This window comes from Peribacillus sp. NPDC046944 (assembly GCF_050272735.1).
GTDB lineage: Bacteria > Bacillota > Bacilli > Bacillales > DSM-1321 > Peribacillus.
Map to the genome: position 1 here is coordinate 365,188 of NZ_JBNNML010000003.1, position 20,183 is coordinate 385,370.

General features: G+C 41.3%; 21 protein-coding genes, 2 tRNA genes and 1 other annotated feature. Of the genes, 1 reads left to right on the forward strand and 22 read right to left on the reverse strand.

The window, feature by feature from the left end:
- Positions 1–23 precede the first annotated feature (23 nt).
- The 10 genes from leuC to ACQKIC_RS07460 form a co-directional block, all read right to left on the reverse strand.
- Positions 24–1,433, reverse strand: a complete 1,410-nt coding sequence (gene leuC, locus ACQKIC_RS07415) for a 3-isopropylmalate dehydratase large subunit (RefSeq protein ID WP_427590579.1) — start codon at positions 1,431–1,433, stop codon at positions 24–26.
- Positions 1,434–1,501: 68 nt separating this feature from the next.
- Positions 1,502–2,614: a 3-isopropylmalate dehydrogenase gene (gene leuB, locus ACQKIC_RS07420; RefSeq protein WP_402874616.1), complete on the reverse strand. Its 1,113-nt coding sequence runs from the start codon at positions 2,612–2,614 to the stop codon at positions 1,502–1,504.
- A 15-nt stretch (positions 2,615–2,629) separates the two neighbouring features.
- Entirely contained in the window at positions 2,630–4,165 is a 1,536-nt protein-coding gene (locus ACQKIC_RS07425; protein ID WP_402986505.1) for a 2-isopropylmalate synthase, read from the reverse strand.
- Positions 4,152–5,180, reverse strand: coding sequence for a ketol-acid reductoisomerase (gene ilvC / locus ACQKIC_RS07430; RefSeq protein ID WP_402874610.1), 1,029 nt, complete (start codon positions 5,178–5,180; stop codon positions 4,152–4,154). Before ilvC ends, ACQKIC_RS07425 begins: the two co-directional genes overlap by 14 nt.
- 47 nt (positions 5,181–5,227) lie before the next feature.
- Positions 5,228–5,740, reverse strand: coding sequence for an acetolactate synthase small subunit (gene ilvN / locus ACQKIC_RS07435; RefSeq protein ID WP_402874607.1), 513 nt, complete (start codon positions 5,738–5,740; stop codon positions 5,228–5,230).
- 3 nt (positions 5,741–5,743) lie between these two features.
- Positions 5,744–7,459 (reverse strand): acetolactate synthase large subunit, encoded by a 1,716-nt coding sequence (ilvB, locus tag ACQKIC_RS07440; RefSeq protein ID WP_427590580.1) that lies wholly within the window; start codon positions 7,457–7,459, stop codon positions 5,744–5,746.
- A 106-nt stretch (positions 7,460–7,565) separates the two neighbouring features.
- Positions 7,566–7,825 (reverse strand) — a binding site (T-box leader).
- 437 nt (positions 7,826–8,262) lie between these two features.
- Entirely contained in the window at positions 8,263–8,538 is a 276-nt protein-coding gene (locus tag ACQKIC_RS07445) for a GNAT family N-acetyltransferase (RefSeq protein WP_427590581.1), read from the reverse strand.
- A gap of 244 nt (positions 8,539–8,782) precedes the next feature.
- Positions 8,783–9,142 (reverse strand): YidH family protein, encoded by a 360-nt coding sequence (locus tag ACQKIC_RS07450; RefSeq protein WP_427590582.1) that lies wholly within the window; start codon positions 9,140–9,142, stop codon positions 8,783–8,785.
- Positions 9,143–9,244: 102 nt separating this feature from the next.
- A complete protein-coding gene (locus ACQKIC_RS07455) occupies positions 9,245–9,424 on the reverse strand; it encodes a hypothetical protein (RefSeq protein WP_402874596.1) in 180 nt (59 codons plus the stop codon).
- 165 nt (positions 9,425–9,589) lie between these two features.
- Complete coding sequence (locus ACQKIC_RS07460; protein ID WP_427590583.1) at positions 9,590–9,868, reverse strand: 2TM domain-containing protein; 279 nt, start codon at positions 9,866–9,868, stop codon at positions 9,590–9,592.
- A gap of 315 nt (positions 9,869–10,183) precedes the next feature.
- Here ACQKIC_RS07460 and ACQKIC_RS07465 point away from each other — a divergent pair, with 315 nt between their 5' ends.
- Positions 10,184–10,447: a hypothetical protein gene (locus ACQKIC_RS07465; protein ID WP_402874590.1), complete on the forward strand. Its 264-nt coding sequence runs from the start codon at positions 10,184–10,186 to the stop codon at positions 10,445–10,447.
- Positions 10,448–10,516: 69 nt separating this feature from the next.
- On the opposite strand, the gene ACQKIC_RS07470 is transcribed toward ACQKIC_RS07465, so the two are convergent.
- The 12 genes from ACQKIC_RS07470 to sdhA all read right to left on the reverse strand — a co-directional run bounded on the left by ACQKIC_RS07470 (position 10,517) and on the right by sdhA (position 20,145).
- Positions 10,517–10,717, reverse strand: coding sequence for a hypothetical protein (locus tag ACQKIC_RS07470; protein ID WP_402874587.1), 201 nt, complete (start codon positions 10,715–10,717; stop codon positions 10,517–10,519).
- A 298-nt stretch (positions 10,718–11,015) separates the two neighbouring features.
- Positions 11,016–11,089: transfer RNA gene (locus ACQKIC_RS07475), tRNA-Arg, on the reverse strand.
- Positions 11,090–11,245: 156 nt separating this feature from the next.
- A tRNA-Arg gene (locus ACQKIC_RS07480) sits at positions 11,246–11,319 on the reverse strand.
- A gap of 161 nt (positions 11,320–11,480) precedes the next feature.
- Complete coding sequence (locus tag ACQKIC_RS07485) at positions 11,481–11,993, reverse strand: metallophosphoesterase family protein (RefSeq protein ID WP_427590584.1); 513 nt, start codon at positions 11,991–11,993, stop codon at positions 11,481–11,483.
- Between the two features lie 2 nt (positions 11,994–11,995).
- On the reverse strand, positions 11,996–12,607 hold the full coding sequence (locus ACQKIC_RS07490; RefSeq protein WP_427590585.1) for an XTP/dITP diphosphatase: 612 nt from the start codon (positions 12,605–12,607) through the stop codon (positions 11,996–11,998).
- Between the two features lie 361 nt (positions 12,608–12,968).
- Positions 12,969–14,039: a GerMN domain-containing protein gene (locus ACQKIC_RS07495; RefSeq protein ID WP_427590586.1), complete on the reverse strand. Its 1,071-nt coding sequence runs from the start codon at positions 14,037–14,039 to the stop codon at positions 12,969–12,971.
- Between the two features lie 138 nt (positions 14,040–14,177).
- On the reverse strand, positions 14,178–14,981 hold the full coding sequence (gene racE / locus ACQKIC_RS07500; RefSeq protein ID WP_402874574.1) for a glutamate racemase: 804 nt from the start codon (positions 14,979–14,981) through the stop codon (positions 14,178–14,180).
- A gap of 283 nt (positions 14,982–15,264) precedes the next feature.
- A complete protein-coding gene (locus ACQKIC_RS07505; RefSeq protein ID WP_402874572.1) occupies positions 15,265–15,489 on the reverse strand; it encodes a helix-turn-helix domain-containing protein in 225 nt (74 codons plus the stop codon).
- Positions 15,490–15,613: 124 nt separating this feature from the next.
- Positions 15,614–16,078, reverse strand: coding sequence for an acyl-CoA thioesterase (locus ACQKIC_RS07510; protein ID WP_427590587.1), 465 nt, complete (start codon positions 16,076–16,078; stop codon positions 15,614–15,616).
- A gap of 183 nt (positions 16,079–16,261) precedes the next feature.
- The gene (locus tag ACQKIC_RS07515) at positions 16,262–17,347 is read right to left on the reverse strand and encodes a bifunctional metallophosphatase/5'-nucleotidase (protein ID WP_427590588.1); all 1,086 of its coding nucleotides are present in this window, start codon (positions 17,345–17,347) and stop codon (positions 16,262–16,264) included.
- 255 nt (positions 17,348–17,602) lie between these two features.
- Positions 17,603–18,376, reverse strand: coding sequence for a succinate dehydrogenase iron-sulfur subunit (gene sdhB, locus ACQKIC_RS07520; RefSeq protein ID WP_402874562.1), 774 nt, complete (start codon positions 18,374–18,376; stop codon positions 17,603–17,605).
- 17 nt (positions 18,377–18,393) lie between these two features.
- On the reverse strand, positions 18,394–20,145 hold the full coding sequence (gene sdhA / locus ACQKIC_RS07525; RefSeq protein WP_427590589.1) for a succinate dehydrogenase flavoprotein subunit: 1,752 nt from the start codon (positions 20,143–20,145) through the stop codon (positions 18,394–18,396).
- Positions 20,146–20,183 lie beyond the last annotated feature (38 nt).

The window sequence follows — 20,183 nt, forward strand, 5'->3', positions numbered from 1 at the left end:
GTGCACCTCCTATTAATTTGTATTTACTGAACTCTCTCAGCTTTTTTCAAGTTTCTTATATCAACGAACTTCCCGTATATGGCCGCAGCCGCTGCCATTGCTGGACTTACTAAATGGGTCCTGGCCCCTGCCCCTTGTCGTCCCTCGAAATTCCTGTTACTCGTGGAGGCACAGTGTTCACCAGGAGGCACCGCATCCGGGTTCATGCTCAAGCACATGCTACAACCTGATTCCCGCCATTCAAAGCCTGACGATTTAAAAATTCCATCCAATCCTTCATCTTCCGCTTGCTTCTTGACACTTTGTGAGCCTGGTACCACCATTGCTCGAACACCTTTATGAACCGTCCTTCCTTCAATCATTTCAGCAGCCTGACGTAAATCTTCAATTCTGGAATTGGTACAAGAACCGATAAATACATGTTGAACCGGAATATCCGTAATCGCCATTCCTTCTTGAAGTCCCATATATTCAAGCGCGCGGCCGAGTTCCTTCGAATTAGTGATATCCTCTGCAAAAGTCGGTACCCGTTCATCCACTCCACTAGCCATGCCCGGATTTGTTCCCCAGCTGACCATTGGCGAAATCAAACTGCCATCAAGGACGATTTCCCGGTCATAAACCGCATCTGCGTCACTAACAAGTGCCTTCCAGTCCTGAACGCAACGCTCAAACTCTTCACCTTTTGAAACATATTTCCGACCTTTCAAATAGGAGAAGGTTGTTTCATCTGGTGCCACTAGCCCAGCACGAGCACCGCCTTCGATTGACATATTACATACGGTCATTCTTTCTTCCATTGACATGGCATCGAAAACTTCCCCACAATATTCAATGATATGTCCTGTCCCAAAGTCAACACCGAATTTGGATATAACATATAAAATGACATCTTTCGCCATGACTCCATGACCGAGTTTCCCATTAACCTCAAGCTTGAGCGTTTTTGGTTTAGTCTGCCATAGGGATTGAGTGGCCAAAACATGCTCCACTTCACTTGTTCCGATTCCGAAAGCAATCGATCCGAACGCCCCATGCGTAGATGTATGGCTGTCCCCGCAAACAATCGTCATACCAGGTTGTGTAAGACCTAATTCCGGACCGATGACATGAACGATTCCTTGTTCTGGGCTGTCTAGGTCAGCAAGACGGATACCGAATTCCTTACAGTTTTTATCGAGTGCCTCCAACTGTTTTCTTGCAATATCATCCGAAATGAAATGGCGATTTATAGTAGGCACATTATGGTCCATTGTTGCGAAAGTCCGGTCGGGCCTTCTTACTTTACGCCCTTTCAATCTCAAACCTTCGAATGCTTGAGGGGATGTTACTTCATGAATATATTGAAGATCTATATACAATAAATCCGGTTTATTTTCCTCTTCATATATAATATGGCGATCCCATATTTTTTCAATTATAGATTTACCCACTTATATCCACCTCGATCAATTTTATATTTTTTAAAAAACACGGCCTAGATTTAGGCCGTGAAAGAAGGTTATGCATAAGCTCCCATGATGTTGGAGATGGCTTCCTGGTCTAATAGAGTTGCTTTTATTTGGGCAATCATTTCTGTCGTCGTCGTGATTGATGATTGACCATTAGCAATATCACCGGTTCTTAATCCATAGTTCAGTACCGTTTCCACCGCTTGCTCGACCGCGTCGGCCTCATTTTCCAATCCGAATGATAGGCGTAACAACGATGCTGCCGATAAAATCGTCCCAATAGGATTTGCTAGGTTTTTCCCTGCAATATCAGGGGCAGATCCGTGGATCGGTTCATATAAATTGGGACCTTCCGTAGAGATCGAAGCGGAAGGCAACATGCCAAGTGAACCAGTCAAGACGGATGCTTCATCGCTTAAAATGTCACCAAACATATTTTCCGTCACGATAACGTCAAATTGTTTCGGATTCTTTATGAGCTGCATCGCAGCATTATCAACAAGCATGTGTTCAAGTTCCACTTCTGGATAATCTTTGGCGATTTCTTCAGCCGTTTCACGCCACATCCGACTGGATTCCAGGACATTGGCTTTGTCGACCGATGTCACTTTTTTCTTGCGGTCAGAGGCTAATTTAAATGCAAGTTCAATGATGCGCTTCATTTCATCTTTCTGATAAAAAAGAGTATCGACGACCGCATCCTTCCCCTCTCGTTCCACCCGCTCACTCGGCTTCCCGAAATAAAGACCACCCGTCAGCTCGCGTACAATAACGAAATCGACATCTTCAATGAATTCCTTTTTAAGAGGTGAAGACTCCGACAAGCTGGAATAATAGCTAATTGGCCGGATGTTAGCATAGAGATTCAGGTCTTTGCGGATTTTCAATAAACCACGCTCTGGCCTTAGGTGCGCAGGTTGAGTGTCCCACTTCGGTCCCCCGACCGCCCCTAATAATACCGCGTCGCTATTCTTGCAAATCTCTACTGTCCCGTCCGGTAGTGGCGATCCCGTGTTATCGATAGCGCTACCACCAATTTCGCCATATTGAAATTCAAAATCATGCCCGTACCGTTGAGCAACGGCTTCAAGAATTTCTACAGCGCCTCTAGTCACTTCTTTACCGATGCCATCTCCTTGAAGCACCGCAATATTCCTTTTCATCGAAATCTCCCCTTCCTACTGCATGACTGCTTTTTCTTCTAATTCCTTCATGATGACTACACGGTTCACCGCGTTTAAATAAGCTTTTGCCGAGGCTTCCAATACGTCCTGGTCCAGTCCACGTCCACTCGTTTCCACACCGTTGTAATCGATTTTTACGAAAACTTGTGCTAAGGCATCCATCCCAGCTCCCACAGATTGGATTCTGTAATCCTGGAGGTTGATTTGACTACCCAAACATCTTTCAAGCGTGTTATAGAGGGCCTCAACACTACCAGCACCCGTTGCCGCTTCCTGTATTTCTTCACTATCGCCTTTTTTCAACGTAACCGTTGCCGTGGCAACTTGATGGGTACCATGAGATATTTGGAAGGAAATCAGGTCATAAAAACTGATATCCGTCGCTTTTTCTTCAAGGACAAGAGCTACGATATCTTCGTCCGTCATGGTTTTCTTGTTATCCGCCAATTCTTTGAACTGGACAAATAAAGAATTCATTTCTTCATCCGTTACAGAGAAATTCAATTCTTGTAATCTCTCTTTGAAAGCATGCCGTCCAGAATGCTTACCTAGAACAAGCGAATTGGCAGACACACCGACCAGTTCCGGTGAGATAATTTCATACGTCGTTTTTTCTTTCAACATGCCATCTTGGTGAATCCCGGATTCATGCGCATAGGCATTGGCCCCGATAATGGCTTTATTTGCAGGTACCTGCATTCCCGTTAAACGACTAACCAGATCACTAGCTCTTTTGATTTCATTCAAGACAAGACCCGTCTCCGCCTGATAGAAATCTTTTCGGATATAAAGAGCCATCGCCACTTCTTCAAGGGCCACATTGCCGGCACGTTCGCCAATTCCATTTATCGTTCCCTCGACTTGGGTAGCCCCACCTTCAATGGCAGCCAATGAGTTAGCTGTTGCCATTCCAAGATCATCATGGCAGTGAGCCGATAGGCTCACCTTATCGATGGAAGGAACATTTTCACGTAGGTAACGGAAGATGTTTCCGTATTCAATCGGGGCGGCATATCCCACTGTATCCGGAATGTTGATAACCTTCGCCCCCGCCTGAATGACCGCTTCGACTATTTCAGCCAGATAGTCAAGTTCAGTTCGACTGGCATCTTCGGCAGACCATTGTACGATTGGGAAACGCTCTGCCCCATACTTGACCATGGCAACTGATTTTTCAATCACTTGTTCTTTTGACATTTTCAACTTGTATTGACGGTGGATCGGAGACGTGGCGATGAATGTATGCAACCTTGGTTCTGCTCCGACTTTCAATGAGTCCCACGCAGCGTCAATGTCTCCCTTTACAGCGCGCGCCAGCCCTGTAACAGAGCTGTTTCTGATTTTGCGCGCGATTTCCTGTACGGAATTGAAGTCCCCTTTGGATGCTGCCGGAAAACCGGCTTCGATGATATCCACACCAAGCCTTTCAAGCTGATAAGCAATTTCCAGCTTTTCGGTAAAATTCAAGTTCACACCGGCCGATTGCTCCCCATCACGAAGTGTTGTTTCAAAAATATTAATTTTTCGCAACGGCTACCACTTCTTTCTCTGTTTGTTGAGGTTTGACGAATGGCATCATTTTTCTTAATTCACGACCTACCACTTCGATTTGGTGTTTGTTTTCACGGTTATTGATAGCATTGAAGACTGGACGATTCGCTTGGTTTTCTAGGATCCATCCTTTTGCGAATTCCCCGTCTTGGATGTCTTTTAAAATGGCTTTCATCGCTTCTTTTGTCGTCTCTGTCACAACGCGTGGTCCTGAAACGAAATCTCCCCATTGAGCCGTATCAGAGATGGAATAACGCATATTTTCCATACCGCCTTCATACATAAGGTCGATGATTAATTTCAATTCATGTAAACACTCGAAGTATGCAACTTCCGGTTGGTATCCAGCTTCCGTCAATGTTTCAAACCCAGCTTTTACAAGGGAAGTCAATCCGCCACAAAGCACTGCCTGTTCTCCAAAAAGATCTGTTTCTGTTTCTTCTTGGAATGTCGTTTCCAGTCCACCCGCTCTTAGTGCTCCGATTCCTCTAGCGTAAGCAAGTGCCAATTCTCTTGCTTCACCCGTCACATCTTGGTAGATTGCGAATAATGCCGGTACCCCTGCACCTTGTTCATATGTACGGCGAACAAGATGTCCTGGACCTTTTGGAGCCACTAATAATACATCCACGTCGGCTGGTGGGACAATTTGGTTAAAGTGAACGTTGAATCCGTGTGCGAACATTAATGCTTGACCTGCATGCAACACAGGTTTGATTTCTTCTTGGTATACTTTTGGTTGCGTTTCATCTGGTAAAAGGTTCATGATTACATCTGCTTGTTCTGCCGCTTCTTTAACTGTATATACATTGAATCCATCTTCTACAGCTTTATCGAATGATTTACCTTTTCTGATTCCGATGATTACATCCACACCGCTATCACGTAAGTTTTGAGCATGTGCGTGTCCTTGTGAACCGTATCCGATTACCGCTACCTTTTTATTGTTGAAAAAATTCTCGTTTGCTTCTGCGTTATAATATACTTTTGCCATTATTAATACATCTCCCTTTTCATATCCATAGTTTTTTTTGGTTGTTTTTATACGATTGTTGCGCTTTTTGCATGTGACAACTGCATTCCGCGAGGGAAGGCCGCCGTCCCGGTTCTTGCCAACTCTTTGATGCCATACGGTTTGATCAGTTCAATGAAGGCTTCGATTTTGTCTGATTCCCCAGTGATTTGAACCGTCAGGCTATCTTTACTTACATCTATAACAGAGGCCCGGAAAGGCTCAATTACCGAATAGATTTCAGGTCGGGTCTGGCTTGTCACCAATATCTTGATGAGCGCCAGTTCCCTGGCTACAATCGATTGATTCGTGATATCAATCACTTTAAGCACTTCTATCTGCTTATTTAATTGCTTTGTGATTTGCTCAATGACCGTTTCGTCATCAACATCGACCACGAAGGTCATCCTTGAAATGCCCTCCTGCTCGGATTGCCCGACTGTCATGCTTTCAATGTTATAATTCCTTTTCGTGAACAGGTTCGTAATCCGGTTAAGGACGCCTGGTCTATTGTTCACGGTAAGGCTAAGAATTCCCCTCATTGCTTAAACTCCTTCCATTTCATCCAGCCCTTTTCCTGATGCTACCATCGGAAAGACATTTTCCATTTGTTTGACACGGAAATCGATCAAAACCGGTCCATCTATTGTGAATGCTTCATCGAGGCATGCATTGGCTTCTTCCTCGGTAGTCGCTTTAAACCCTGGAATTCCATATGCTTCAGCCAATTTAACGAAATTGGGTTGAGACTGGAAAACACTGTGTGAAAAGCGATGATCATGGAAGAGTTCCTGCCATTGCCTTACCATTCCAAGCGCACCGTTATTAATGATGATGATCTTAATCGGCAGATTCATTTCCGCAATGACCGACAGTTCTTGAAGGCACATCTGGAAACCACCATCGCCGGATATCGAAAGAACTGTCGCTTTTGGATTGGCCATTTGTGCCCCAAGTGCGGACGGTAAGCCAAAGCCCATCGTACCCAAGCCTCCGGATGTGACCCATGAATTAGGCTTGTTAAATGGATAGTACTGGGCCGCCCACATTTGATGCTGACCAACATCCGTCGTGACAATGGCTTCCCCCTTCGTTTTTTCATGGAGCATTTGAATGACACGTTGAGGTTTCAGCACCCCTTCTTCTTGGGTATAACGTAATGGGAATTCTGCATTCCACTCATTCAACTGTTCAGTCCATTCCGTAATGTCAGGCCTTTTCCCACTTTGGGCAATTAACTCCGTTAAAGCTTCTTTTGCGCTGCCGACTACTGGAATCTTGGTTGGTACATTCTTTCCAATTTCCGCTGGATCAATATCGATATGGGCAACAGTTGCATATTGAGCAAATTTGGCTAAGTTTCCGGTCAAGCGATCATCGAACCTTGCCCCCACATTAATCAACAGATCACATTTCGATAACGCCATGTTTGCCGCAAAACTACCATGCATGCCACCCATTCCAATAAATTGCGGATGTTCGGCTGGAAAACCGCCAAGGCCAAGGAGGGTGTGAACTACTGGTATGCCTTGTTGTTCGGCATATTCCTTCAAAAGATGAGATGCCTTCGCATGAAGGACACCTGCTCCAGCAAGGATGACGGGCCTTTTCGCACCACTTACCGCTTCAACAAGCTTTCTGATTTGCAAGTAATTCGGCTTTGTTGTTGGCTGATAGCCTGGCAGGTCCATCACTGGATCCTCTTCCGTCGCTACCCCTTCCAAGATTGCCATGTCTTTAGGAATATCTATTAAAACCGGTCCCGGTCGTCCGCTCGAAGCGATATAAAATGCTTCTTTGATGATACGTGGGAGGTCTTCCGGCTTTCTCACTTGATAGTTATGTTTTGTAATTGGGGTTGTAATCCCGAGTACATCTGCCTCCTGAAAGGCATCCGAACCAATTACGCTAGTAGCTACCTGACCCGAAATAACAACAAGTGGAAGAGAATCAATCATTGCGTCCGCTAGGCCGGTTACAATGTTCGTTGCTCCAGGACCGGACGTGACGATGACCACTCCCGGTTTGCCAGTAATCCTGGCGTACCCTTCTGCTGCGTGGATTGCACCCTGCTCATGTCGTGTCAAGATATGAAAAAGCTTTGAACTATAAAGCTTGTCATATATCGGCAATACAGAACCACCAGGGTACCCAAAGATGACTTCAACATTCTCCTTTTTCAATGCTTCCATCAAAAATTCGGCACCACTATAATGTGTCTTTCCACTTTTTCGATCAGCCACTACTGCTTTTTGTGTCATTCGTAAAGACCTCCTCCGCTTTCTCACTCGATTAAATTCATAATATTCGGATTTTTAGGCATACAAAAAAGCCTTCTCACCCCAAATGTACTTGCACTTAGCAAGTTAAAGGGGTGAAAAGACTTAATCAGCCGCTCCACGGTACCACCCTTTTTCGCATGAACTTCCATGCGCACTTTGAATAGTATACAACTATTCTCTGTTTTGGTAACGGGTACTGGTACGCACCCGTTCAGCCCTACTAGTATAACGTTCAAGCTGAAACTCCAAGGTGAGTTCATCTTTTGGGACAATACCGGTTCTCAGCAACCCGGCTCTCTGTGAATGTCTTGAAAAAAGACTACTTATCCTTTTCAATGTTTTCTCATTATTCATATTTTTTTTGAAACGCTAATGTTTGATGTCTTGTATTTGAGATTATCTTACTCGCATTTTGTAGTGTAGTCAACAGGCATTTAATGAATTTTTAGATAATTCTAAATTATAAGTTTTATTGTATGCGCTTTCATCCCTACTATTATCCTATTTTCACATTAAAAAAAATATATTTTTTTAGTTTAAAAATAATGAAAAAAGATACAAACTAAAGCATATTGCATTCCATATTCTTACCCAACATCCAATTTGCCTGCAACCGATGTTTATTTTGAAAGGCTGTTTCTGCATTTTATTGGTAATTACAAGAAGCGGTGTCCCCTTGGTACCCTCCCCCAGACACTTTATAAAAAACAAAGGGAAAAAGCTGAATACACAGGAAAAGGAATGGTAATCCATTCCTTTTCCTAGAGTCCAGCCCTATATTGTTACTTAGCCAATACATCTTCATATGCTGCATTTTTTTCAAATTGCTTTTGAACGAACGTACATTCCGGAACGATTTTAAGATTCTCATTACGCGCTAGTTCAATCACTTTTTCAACAAGCGCATTCCCAACCTTCTGTCCGCGTAGTTTGTCGGATACAACCGTATGATCCACCGTGATTTCGTGATCACCTGATTTAAAGAACGTAATTTCAGCCAGCTTTTCACCAGAGTCCTTGACAAAAAATGACCCTTCACCTTTTTGGATATCTACCATCTTGATGACCTCCTTTTATATCCCTTATCATATATCATAATCTGGTTACTAAACAAATAATTGGAATTCACATAGACTTTATAAATCTGAGTGAGCCCTCCCCTTACTTCTAACCTATACTAGAGGATTGTAAACAGAAAAAAGTTTTCTTATTTCTTTTATTTAGCCAACTTCCGTTATCACGTAAAGAAAATAACCAGCAACACCCCATAAAAAAAAAGCCCTAACAAATAGGGACAAATGGTTATAGTTTGATAAAAAGAAAATATAAAATGACCATCAATAGTAAGATGAGCATAAAGACTGCAATGAGAATGACTTGGGCCGAGGAAGGCTTGAAGGTCTCCTCATTAATTTGCTTCTTCTTCTGAAGATAACTAACTGTTGCCAATATGGTGATCACTAGACCTAAAAAGCAGGTGAATATCCCAAGCACGATACTGATCAAATCGATTCGGGCATCTCGGTACACACCTATCGTAAAATGCAAACTTGTTGTTAGAAAACCCACCCCCACAATTGCAATCACAGTTCGGATCCACGCCAAAAAAGTTCGTTCATTGGCCAAATGCTGCTGTGCATATTTCAATTGGTTCTTGTCCATTTTTCATCACCTTATTTAAAAATCTCCCCTAAAAAAGGCTGATATTTAGGAGACTCCCCAATTGTACATAGAGACATCCTAATATATCAACCAAACCGGTCATTATTCGCTTCTCTTAAGAAGGGAAAAGGCCCTAAACATAGATCCAACGAACATAAGACCCGATCCTCCGAGCAGTAAATATATGCAAACTGTTTTACTGATAACATTCAAGGGATAAAGAAGGGCAAACAATGCGATCAAAACCCCGATTCCCGTTACAAACCAACCAAACTGTTTCATGAGCAACTCCTATAAAATGATTATTTATTAAGCTCTTAGCCTCCATTTTACTATATTCAAAAGACAAATGGTCCAAAATCTTGATAAAGTCAAAGTTTCAGCCTTCATTATCGAGCCTAATTAAATAAAGAAGCCAATCCTAGCCTCCTTAGTTACAAGTATTTATTAAAGGTCATTATTATCTTTTTTCATATATTCTTTAATTTTTCTTTCTTCCCATTGCGACCCGAAGTTCCCGCTCGCAAACGTTGTTAAACCCTGTATAAGGATTCCGATTCCCCAGCCGCCAAGGGGATAGAGAAACCACAAATAACTAGCATCGGTCAATAAGTTTATCATTATAAGCAAAAGATTCACCAAGATGTAAACGATTAAATGGATATAAAAACCCTTTAATTTCTCCACCCTTTTTTTTGCTTTCAAATAGCTTTCATCCTTTTCCATCGCTACGCCTCCTTCATCAAAACTCAAACTCACTTTTTCATTATACTTTCACTTTACTTTATTTACCATTATCGAAATCAGATCCATATAACGACGCCTTCCCGTTACTCACTCAAGAAAGAATCTCATCACTTTCACACCCTTTTGATGAAATTATAGGCTGGTCTAATAATATGCTCCTATAATATTTTATTCTGCATGAAATCCAAATTGAGTTTAATTCCCCATGAAAAAAACATGTCTTCCATGTATAATTACCATATCTCAATAATAAGCTATGTATATTCACATCAAGCTTTAGAGGAGGATATATTATTGAACTCTGATTCCGGAAAGGTTGTTTCTTCTATCCAGAACCCTGAAATACATAAAGCCCTACAAGGCGTTTCGGAAAAATTCAATATATCAATGCTTCAGTTACGCGATACCATTGATATATTATTGAAAGATCAATCTAATCTCACACCATTTGAAAATGAACAAGATGTCATCCGAACACCGCTTGAAGAAATAAATACTGCCATAATCAAAAACCGTGAAATCATCAATAAAAACCGTGAAACGTTAAATAAGAATTGAATGAATCACACACAAAAAAGCATCCAACCCGTTGGATGCTTTTTTCCTCTTCCTAACTGAACCGAGGTATTAACTAGGAATGAATTTAAGGATGCCTTCAAGGTAAACGCCTTGATTTTGCGATTTACACTCTCTTAGTTTGATTCTGCCTTCTTGTTCTAACTCCTTGGCCATTTGAACTACCTTGGTTCCATCTTGGGCTATCTCTACTGAAAAGAAATTCCCTCGCGTGGAAGTTTGAATGAATTTAAATAAGCTATCTTTATTCATCTAAACATCTCCCTTATTCTTATACAGTTCGACATAAAAGAGAATCCACCTTCTCTAAAAATAGAAATATAAACAAGTTAGAAAAGAAACTAAAAGGCAATAGATCTATGGCCTCAAATCATTGTCTCCATGATCAACAGTATTCTTCATCCATATCCTCTAGTGAAATGTTCCCCTCTTGAATCCTATGGGAATAATGATAGGGGAAACAAACATATCATTATAAAATGCCATGACAAACCTTTATATAACGAAAAAACAGCCAAACCCTATAAAAGGCCTTGGCTGTTTTTGATAGTGTCCCAGGAGAGATTCGAACTCCCGACCGACGCCTTAGAAGGGCGTTGCTCTATCCAGCTGAGCTACTGAGACATTGTGTAACACTATGTATGAAAAATTTTGGTCATTTAAGACAACTCTTATTATAGTGAAATATAATAGAAAAGTCAACATTTTTTTATTTTCACCAGAAGATTTATATTCCATAAAAAAACAGCCAAACCCTAAAAGGATTTGACTGTTTGGTAGTGTCCCAGGAGAGATTCGAACTCCCGACCGACGCCTTAGAAGGGCGTTGCTCTATCCAGCTGAGCTACTGAGACATTTTATGATATAAGTTGCGGTAACACTTATGTATTAACCTTACTTAAGATCCCTTAGGACAATTCTTATTATATTAGCATATTAAAAGAAAGTCAATGGTTTTAATAATTTTTTTTGCAGACAGGAAGCACAGAATGCTTCCTGTTCATTATACCTTAAGTCAGTTGGTTTTATAAGCTTTATTTAGTTCCTCGACCGTGTTTCCTTCAAGATCGTAATACGTGATTTCAAGTACGTTTTCTTCAATAGACAAAATTACATACGTTTTTTCTTTTCGCCCCCGAGGCTGGCGAATACTGCCAGGATTGATGAATAACCTTCCATCGATACGTTCAGATCCCGCTGCGTGAGAATGCCCAAAACAAACGATATCAGCACCGGATTCTTCACTTTTATATGATAAGTTCATCAGTGTCATCTTAATATTATACAGATGTCCATGGGTAATGAAGAAGCGTTTGCCAGCAATGTCTTGAATGAGCTCGTTAGGAAAGGCATGATCATGGTCACAGTTCCCACGTACCGCTAAATACCCTCCCAAAAGTGGATCCTTGCTTTCAAGTTCCGAATCTCCACAATGTATCATCGCTGTGACTTCTTGTTTATGACGAGCGGTGATCATGCTTATTTCATGAGTAAGCCCGTGGCTATCACTCATTATCAGGACCTTCATGATCACATTCCTTCTTCCCGTTTAAGGAATTCTTCCAATTTCTCATCCAACGCTTTCAATGCGTTTGCACGGTGACTGATATTATTTTTTTCTTCTTTTGTCAATTCAGCATTAGTTTTGCCCTGTTCTTTCACAAAAAAGATTGGGTCATAGCCAAATCCATTGGTTCCTATCGGTTGCTTCGTAATGAAACCTTCCATCGTACCTGAAACCGTTATCGTTTCTTGATTGGGAGAGGCCAATGCCAATGCGCAATAGAACCTAGCCGTTCTTTCCTCCTCTGGTACACCGTCTAGTTCCCTCAATACTTTTTCCGTGTTCGCTTCATCAACCTTATCTTCACCGGCATAACGGGCAGAATATACGCCAGGTCGGCCGTCTAACGCATCCACGATTAACCCCGAGTCGTCTGCAAGGACAAAGTGGCCTACTTTATGGGCAATCGCTTCCGCTTTAAGAATTGCATTCTCTTCGAACGTCGTTCCAGTTTCCTCGACATCCGGTGCATCCGGCAGGTCGAGGAGAGTCTTGACTTCATACCCTTTTGCGGCAAACATATTCTTGAATTCGTTTGCCTTTCCTTTATTCTTCGTCGCAATAATCACTGTTTTCATCAATTCATCTCATCCTTTTCGTTTTATCTTCACTGAGTTTCCTCATGCCCCTTTGACTTCTGAATACGATATGGACTTATCCATCGTTTAAACAAGCAAATTGGGGTGCTTGCCTTATGTAAATATTAAGTATGTTCCTCACTCGTGGTTCACTTCGTTCTCCGCTTCCTGTCAGGACTTGATGACCACAAGGAAGATGAACTTTATTTGATAAGTTAATTTTATCACAAATTCAGCTTCTTCAATAATTCGGAAACGTATGCGATTGCTTTTAAGAAGTAAATCCTTTTTATTTTGAAAAATAGAATAAGAGGCAGCTGAACGCCTGCCCCCATTTTTTATAAGTAACAAATCATTTCTTTTAAAAACTACCTGTGTTCACCTTTTCAGGACGGATTACTGGTTCCGATAATGGCTTACCTTCTTCATTTAGAAGGTCTGCACTCCCCTTAACATGAACTTCCACGCTTTCAATTCCTTTTTGCTCCGTTAGTGATAAAACCAGGGCATCAAGTACATCCTGGGAAACCTTTTTCTCCTTGAAGCTTCCAAGTATATTTTCATTGAAGTTCAGTACAACCTTACCATCCGCTACCTTAGGCTGATCAAGCAACGCTACGTCACTCATGAAGCTTGTTTGCAAGTTAGAACCTGCCGGCCCCTTCGTTAATTCCTGAATGGCCGCTGTCACGTTATCCGACTCCGTTTCACTGACCCTGCGTGTCACTGGTACATAATAAGAATACTCCTCGTCCCCACCGATGTAATAGACCGTGACAGCTTTCGAGTTAGAGATATCGACCACATCACTTGCATCGACATTGATTCCTGAAGCACGGGAGATATTATCATCGATTGGCGTACCATTTACCGGCATTTCCGATATATCTTCTCCATTGATCCTCAATTGGATTTTATCGACCGAATCAAATTGGGTCAATGTCCAGGTGATGGCTTGCAGGATCTTGAGTTCGTCCTCTTTTTGATAGTTTTTAAACTCTGGTGAAAAATCGGCAACAGCCACACCTTCCTTTATGTTTACACTAATCGACGTATCTGCCGGAATCACTGCGCGGAACCCATTTGGCAGCTTATCTGTGACAGGTCCATTATTTACCAAATAGTCCAATGCCTGTTTTGCGACCGCTTCGGATTTAGGAAGCTCCATTGTCTGCGGAACTACATATCCACTTTTATCAATTAAATAAAGCTCGGTCTTAACTGTACTTTCAGTCGACGCCTCTTCTCCTTCAGCTACAGGCTGTTGCTCCCCTTTTGGCTCTTCCAATGAAGATTCATCCTCCACTAAAGACACATCCTTAGGGGGATCGATTTCCGTTTTCTCGCCCGCTCCGAACAAGCCACAGCCAGAAAGAAAAAGAGAAGAAGCCAGGATTGTCACTGCTGCTGTTACTTTTGATTTATTGGACATAAAATCACTCCTAGGACAGTTTGTACTCCTATTTATACGAGCCCTAGGCAAAAATAGACCAATTATTTTCCTTTCTCTTTAGGCAACTACCGCCACCCGCCCATTCAACCAAACCAAAAAGACCTCCATAGGGAAGTCTTATAGATGGTCGATCTTGATGGTCTCTATCGTATCAATTTCTATGCCGAGCCAACTCGATGCGATTGCACCAAATATATCTTTGGAACCCGTTGTATAGAAACGGTGTACAGGAACCCTTTTGCTTCTATTGCTTAGTCGGTAGTAATCCAAAATGACACTCGCTTCACGGGCCGTCTCTTCCCCAGAGGAAATGACTTGTACCTTATCCCCCATGAACTTCGAAATCACGGGTCCTAAGTGAGGATAGTGGGTACAACCGAGAATGAGCGTATCAATGTTGATTTTCTTTAACGGCTTCAACGTTTGCGCCACGACCCTTTCGACGATTTCCCCCTGAAACTCTCCGCTTTCCACAATTGGGACAAATTTCGGACAGGCTAAACTATCCACTTCCACACCCGAGTTTATGGAAACGAGTGCATCGTCATAGGCTTTGCTCTTCACCGTTCCCTCTGTGCCAATCACGCCAATATGTAGGGAATTAGAAACCTTTAAAGCTGCCCTTGCCCCAGGAAGGATGACACCGAGTACAGGAATCGGAAGAATCGCCCTGATTTCATCCAGCACTGCTGCAGTTGCTGTATTACAGGCTATAATTAGCATTTTGATATCCTGTTTCATCAGGAATCGGGTCATCTGCCATGTGAAGTTTTTGACATCCTTTTTTGACCTTGGTCCATACGGGCATCTGGCCGTATCGCCTAAGTATATTATATTTTCATTCGGTAACTGGCGCATGACTTCTTTAGCCACAGTCAAACCACCGACACCCGAATCAATAATTCCAATTGGTTGTTTCAAAAATCTCGCCTCATTTTTCTTTCATTTCATGATGATATTCTCTATGAAGAAAACCTATACCTAAGCTTCTCGCTTACTTCATGAAACTTATCATACTACCATTTTGGGAGAAAGTGAAATAAATTTCAAGACAGAAGTTTTACGAGCCCTGGAAAACCTTCTCATAAAAAATAAGCAGCATCCAAAGAAGTGGAAACATGGAAATGTTTCACCCTTCCTTATATGCTGCAAATGAACGGGAGAGTAAAGATATATAAGGCTTACGTATAAATAAAGCAACACATTATAGCTTAAGTTCTCCCATACGAAGGAGCTCTATAACTGCCTGTGAACGTCCTTTGACTCCAAGCTTCTGCATCGCATTCGAAATGTGGTTTCGAACTGTTTTTTCGCTAATAAACAATTCACCTGCGATATCTTTTGTTGTTTTGTCTTGTACTAGTAACTCAAATACTTCTTTTTCTCTTTTGGTGAGTAGTGGCTTATGAGTGAATTCGTTCTCCTTCAAGTAATGTTACCCTCCTTGCCTTCACCAGCATAAAACCCGGAGTGGGTGTCTATTTAGTCAAGATATAGTATGTCGGCTAGGGCAAGGGAGTGACTCATTTACTTGTCTAATTGAAATTTTACTTTTAAAGTTGTTTGACACTTGTTTTTGACATCCACTTTTTCATTTCTTCAGCCAGTGGCACCGGCTTCCCGGTCGTTTTCGATAATTGGACGACCGTTCCCCTGCCAGTGAGGCAAATCGTCCCATCCTCTTTCGTTCCCATATAATGAATATCCACCGATGAGTTGCCCACGTGGGCCGCTTTTACATGGATTGTCAGTTGTTCGTTAAAAAACACCTGCTGAATATAATCACATTGTAAATCGGCAACAACCGGAATTTCATCACTTTCTGCCGAAGACCAGTCCACCATGAAACCCATACTATTGAAATACTCGATCCGTGCCTCTTCAAAGTAAGTGAATGGAACCGTATTATTGAGGTGTCCGAACATGTCAGTTTCTGAAAAACGGACTTTAATCTCATGCTTAAAAGAAAATCCATTGCTCCACTCTTTTATATTATCGATATATGATATTCTACTCACTGTGAGAACTCCTCCTTAATGAATGACTATTCATTCATTTTATAAGAAAAAAGAAAAAATGGAAAGATATTTCTATCTATAATTAATTACTTCAGAAAATTAATTAAAAAGGAAGAAATAACTCCTTCCTTTTTTGACTTACTTATATAGAGAGTAATAAACAATCCCACATTATCTAATACCTTATTTTTCATGAACCCTTTTTTTCTTTTTTATTTCCTTGATTGGCACGCTAAGCTCTTCAAGAAAATACTTGGCCCACTTATCTTCTTTATAAATAAATTCTCCCTTTTCATTTTTATCCGTTATATCAAGGAGTTTTCCGTTCCACATTGTCAATTTCCCCTTATCATCAAACGTAACATCCAACTGGCCAAGAAATCTCCCATACCTACCCGCTTGTACTATTAGGGTCGGTTTCTTTTTTTGATTAATGACGTCAGGTTCTTTCAGTTTATGATGTGAATGACTACCAACAATAACATCTATTCCGTCAACTGTATTAGCTAACTTTTTATCGTTGCTGTAACCAAGATGTGAAAGGACAATGATTTTATTAACTCCCTTAGCTTCAAGTGCGTTAATTGTTTCTTTCGCTTTCTTGAAAGCATCTTCAAACACGATATCCTTATTAGGATTTGATAAAAGGGTCGTCCTCTGCGTCGTAAGACCAATAATCCCCACTCTCTGCCCTTTGACTTTCTTGACTACTGAAGGATGAATAGTACCCTTCCAGCCTGTTGTATCGATTTCTATTCGAGACAGATCTTTTAATTCTTCATCTTTAGAAAAATCAATATTAGCACCAACAATAGGAAATTCTGCAGCTTTTATAAAGTCCCTTAGTATGACCGATGACTTATCAAATTCATGATTACCGAGTACCATTGCATCATATCCGATTTTATTCATAAACTGTATATCTGCTTGACCAAGATATTGTTTAAAGTAAAGAGAGCCTGTAAAAACATCTCCCGCATCGAATAAAAGGACATTTTCTTTTACATTCCTTATTTTATTGATTGCTGTAAACCTTCGTGGAATATTTTTCAGGTGAGCGTGAGTATCGTTCGTGTATAAAACTGTCAAGTCGAGTTCCTTATTTTCAGATTTAGAAGAAGCATCTACTCTACTACCTCCTTTTGGATCTTCCACCATTTCCAACAAGACCGTAGCTTTTGCATTGCCTAAAAGGAGAAAAGCACTTATAAACACCAAGCTAAATATAACTAAAAAGAAAGATTTTTTTTGAACAGAGCCGTTTTTCATACTTCTGACCCTCCTATAAAGGTAGAATCTCCTTGGAAACGGAAAAAATACTGCTTTTATTTGAAACTTATAAGACAGAGCTATTAAATTGAAATGTATTCTTCAGGTAAGATACCCCAGAGGGAAATTTCCTTAACCCCACTTCACCTATCTCTCATGTTCTGCCTCTAATAAATACAGGCTATTTTTAAATAGTATTTTTGGTTGAGATAATATAAAAAACCCCCTATCCAAAGGATAGGGGGTTACTACTTATTAAACTTCGTCGCTTCCGAAGAAGTTACGGAATTGTTGAATCGCAGTATCACGGTTTAACGCTGCAATCGATGTTGTCAATGGAATACCTTTAGGGCAAGACTGCACACAGTTTTGTGAGTTACCGCAGTTTGCAAGGCCGCCATCTGACATGATTGTGTTTAAACGTTCTGCTTTGTTCATTGCACCAGTTGGATGTGCATTGAATAAACGAACTTGTGATAATGGTTGTGGTCCCATGAAGTTGGAGTTGTCATTTACGTTCGGACAAGCTTCCAAACATACGCCACAAGTCATACATTTAGATAATTCATATGCCCATTGACGTTTCTTTTCTGGCATACGTGGTCCTGGTCCAAGATTATACGTACCATCAATTGGAATCCAAGCTTTTACCTTTTTCAATGAATCGAACATACGGCTACGATCGACTTGAAGGTCACGTACAACCGGGAAAGTACGCATTGGAGCTAGACGTACAGGCTGTTCTAACTGGTCAATAAGGGCCGTACAAGATTGTCTTGGCTTACCATTGATGACCATTGAACAGGCACCACAAACTTCTTCAAGACAGTTCATGTCCCATGCGATTGCAGTTGTATGTTTACCTTCTACCGTTACCGGATTACGACGAATTTCCATCAAAGCGGAAATGACGTTCATATTCGGACGGTATGCTAATTCAAATTCCTCATCATAAGGAGCTGAATCCGGTGTATCTTGGCGAGTAATAATAAAACGAACTGTTTTAGTCTCAGATTTAGTTTCAACCATTTTTATGCTCCCCCTCTTTAATGTGTAGTCGTGTAATCACGTTTACGTGGTGCAATCAGTGATACATCAACATCTTCATAATGGAATGCAGGCGCTTTATCTGCTCCTTGGAATGTAGCCATTGTTGTTTTCATGAACTTTTCATCATTACGTTCTGGGAAGTCAGGTTTGTAATGCGCTCCACGGCTTTCATCACGGTTAAGAGCACCGATTGTGATTACACGTGCCAATTGCATCATGTTTTGAAGCTGTCTAGTAAAGGCAGCACCTTGATTGCTCCATTTAGCCGTGTCGTTGATGTTGATTTTTTTGTAACGTTCCATCAACTCAAGAATTTTATTGTCTGTTTCTTTAAGCTTGTCATTGTAACGAACTACAGTTACATTGTTTGTCATCCATTCACCAAGTTCTTTGTGAAGGACATATGCGTTTTCATTACCATTAAGAGACATGATAGAATTCCATTTCTCTTGTTCTTGTTTTTGGTAGCCTTCATATAATGAAGAAGGAAGAGAATCTGATGTTTTATCAAGTCCTTGAATGTATTTAACAGCATTCGGACCAGCCACAGAACCACCATAAATGGCTGAAAGAAGTGAGTTCGCACCTAAACGGTTACCACCATGTTGTGAATAATCACACTCACCAGCAGCGAATAGACCTTTAATGTTTGTCATTTGGTCATAATCTACCCAAAGTCCACCCATAGAATAGTGAACCGCAGGGAAAATTTTCATTGGTACTTTATGAGGATCTTCACCGACGAATTTCTCATAGATTTCAATGATTCCGCCTAATTTAACATCTAGTTCATGTGAATCTTTATGTGAAAGGTCAAGGTAGACCATGTTTTCTCCGTTAATACCCAATTTCATATTAATACATACGTCGAAAATTTCACGTGTTGCAATATCACGAGGCACTAGATTACCATAAGCCGGGTATTTCTCTTCTAAGAAGTACCATGGTTTTCCATCTTTATATGTCCAGATACGTCCACCTTCACCACGAGCGGATTCACTCATTAGGCGAAGTTTATCATCACCAGGGATTGCTGTCGGGTGAATTTGGATGAACTCACCGTTCGCATAGTGTGCACCTTGTTGATAGACGATAGATGCTGCTGAACCTGTATTGATCATAGAGTTAGTAGATTTACCGAAAATGATTCCAGGGCCACCGCTCGCCATGATGACTGCGTCACCAGGGAATGATTGAATTTCCATTGTAGTCAAGTTCTGAGCTACGATACCACGTGCTGTTTGATCATCATCGATAACAGCTCCAAGGAATTCCCAGCCTTCATATTTCGTTACAAGGCCTTGTACTTCATAACGACGAACTTGCTCGTCCAATGCATAAAGTAATTGCTGACCAGTTGTTGCACCAGCAAATGCAGTACGGTGAAATTGTGTTCCACCAAAACGGCGGAAATCAAGTAGACCTTCCGGCGTACGGCTAAACATAACACCCATACGGTCAAACATATGGATAATAGATGGTGCTGCATCGCACATTGCTTTAACTGGAGGTTGATTTGCTAAGAAATCCCCACCATATACTGTATCATCAAAGTGAAGCCATGGAGAATCGCCTTCACCTTTCGTATTTACTGCCCCGTTGATTCCGCCTTGCGCACAAACAGAGTGAGATCGTTTTACTGGAACTAATGAGAATAAATCAACATGTTGTCCTAACTCTGCTGCTTTGATCGTAGCCATTAAACCAGCTAGACCTCCACCGACGATAATAATTTTACCTTTACCCAATTGTGTCACTCCCTTATTCCATTAGAAAAGCTATGTTT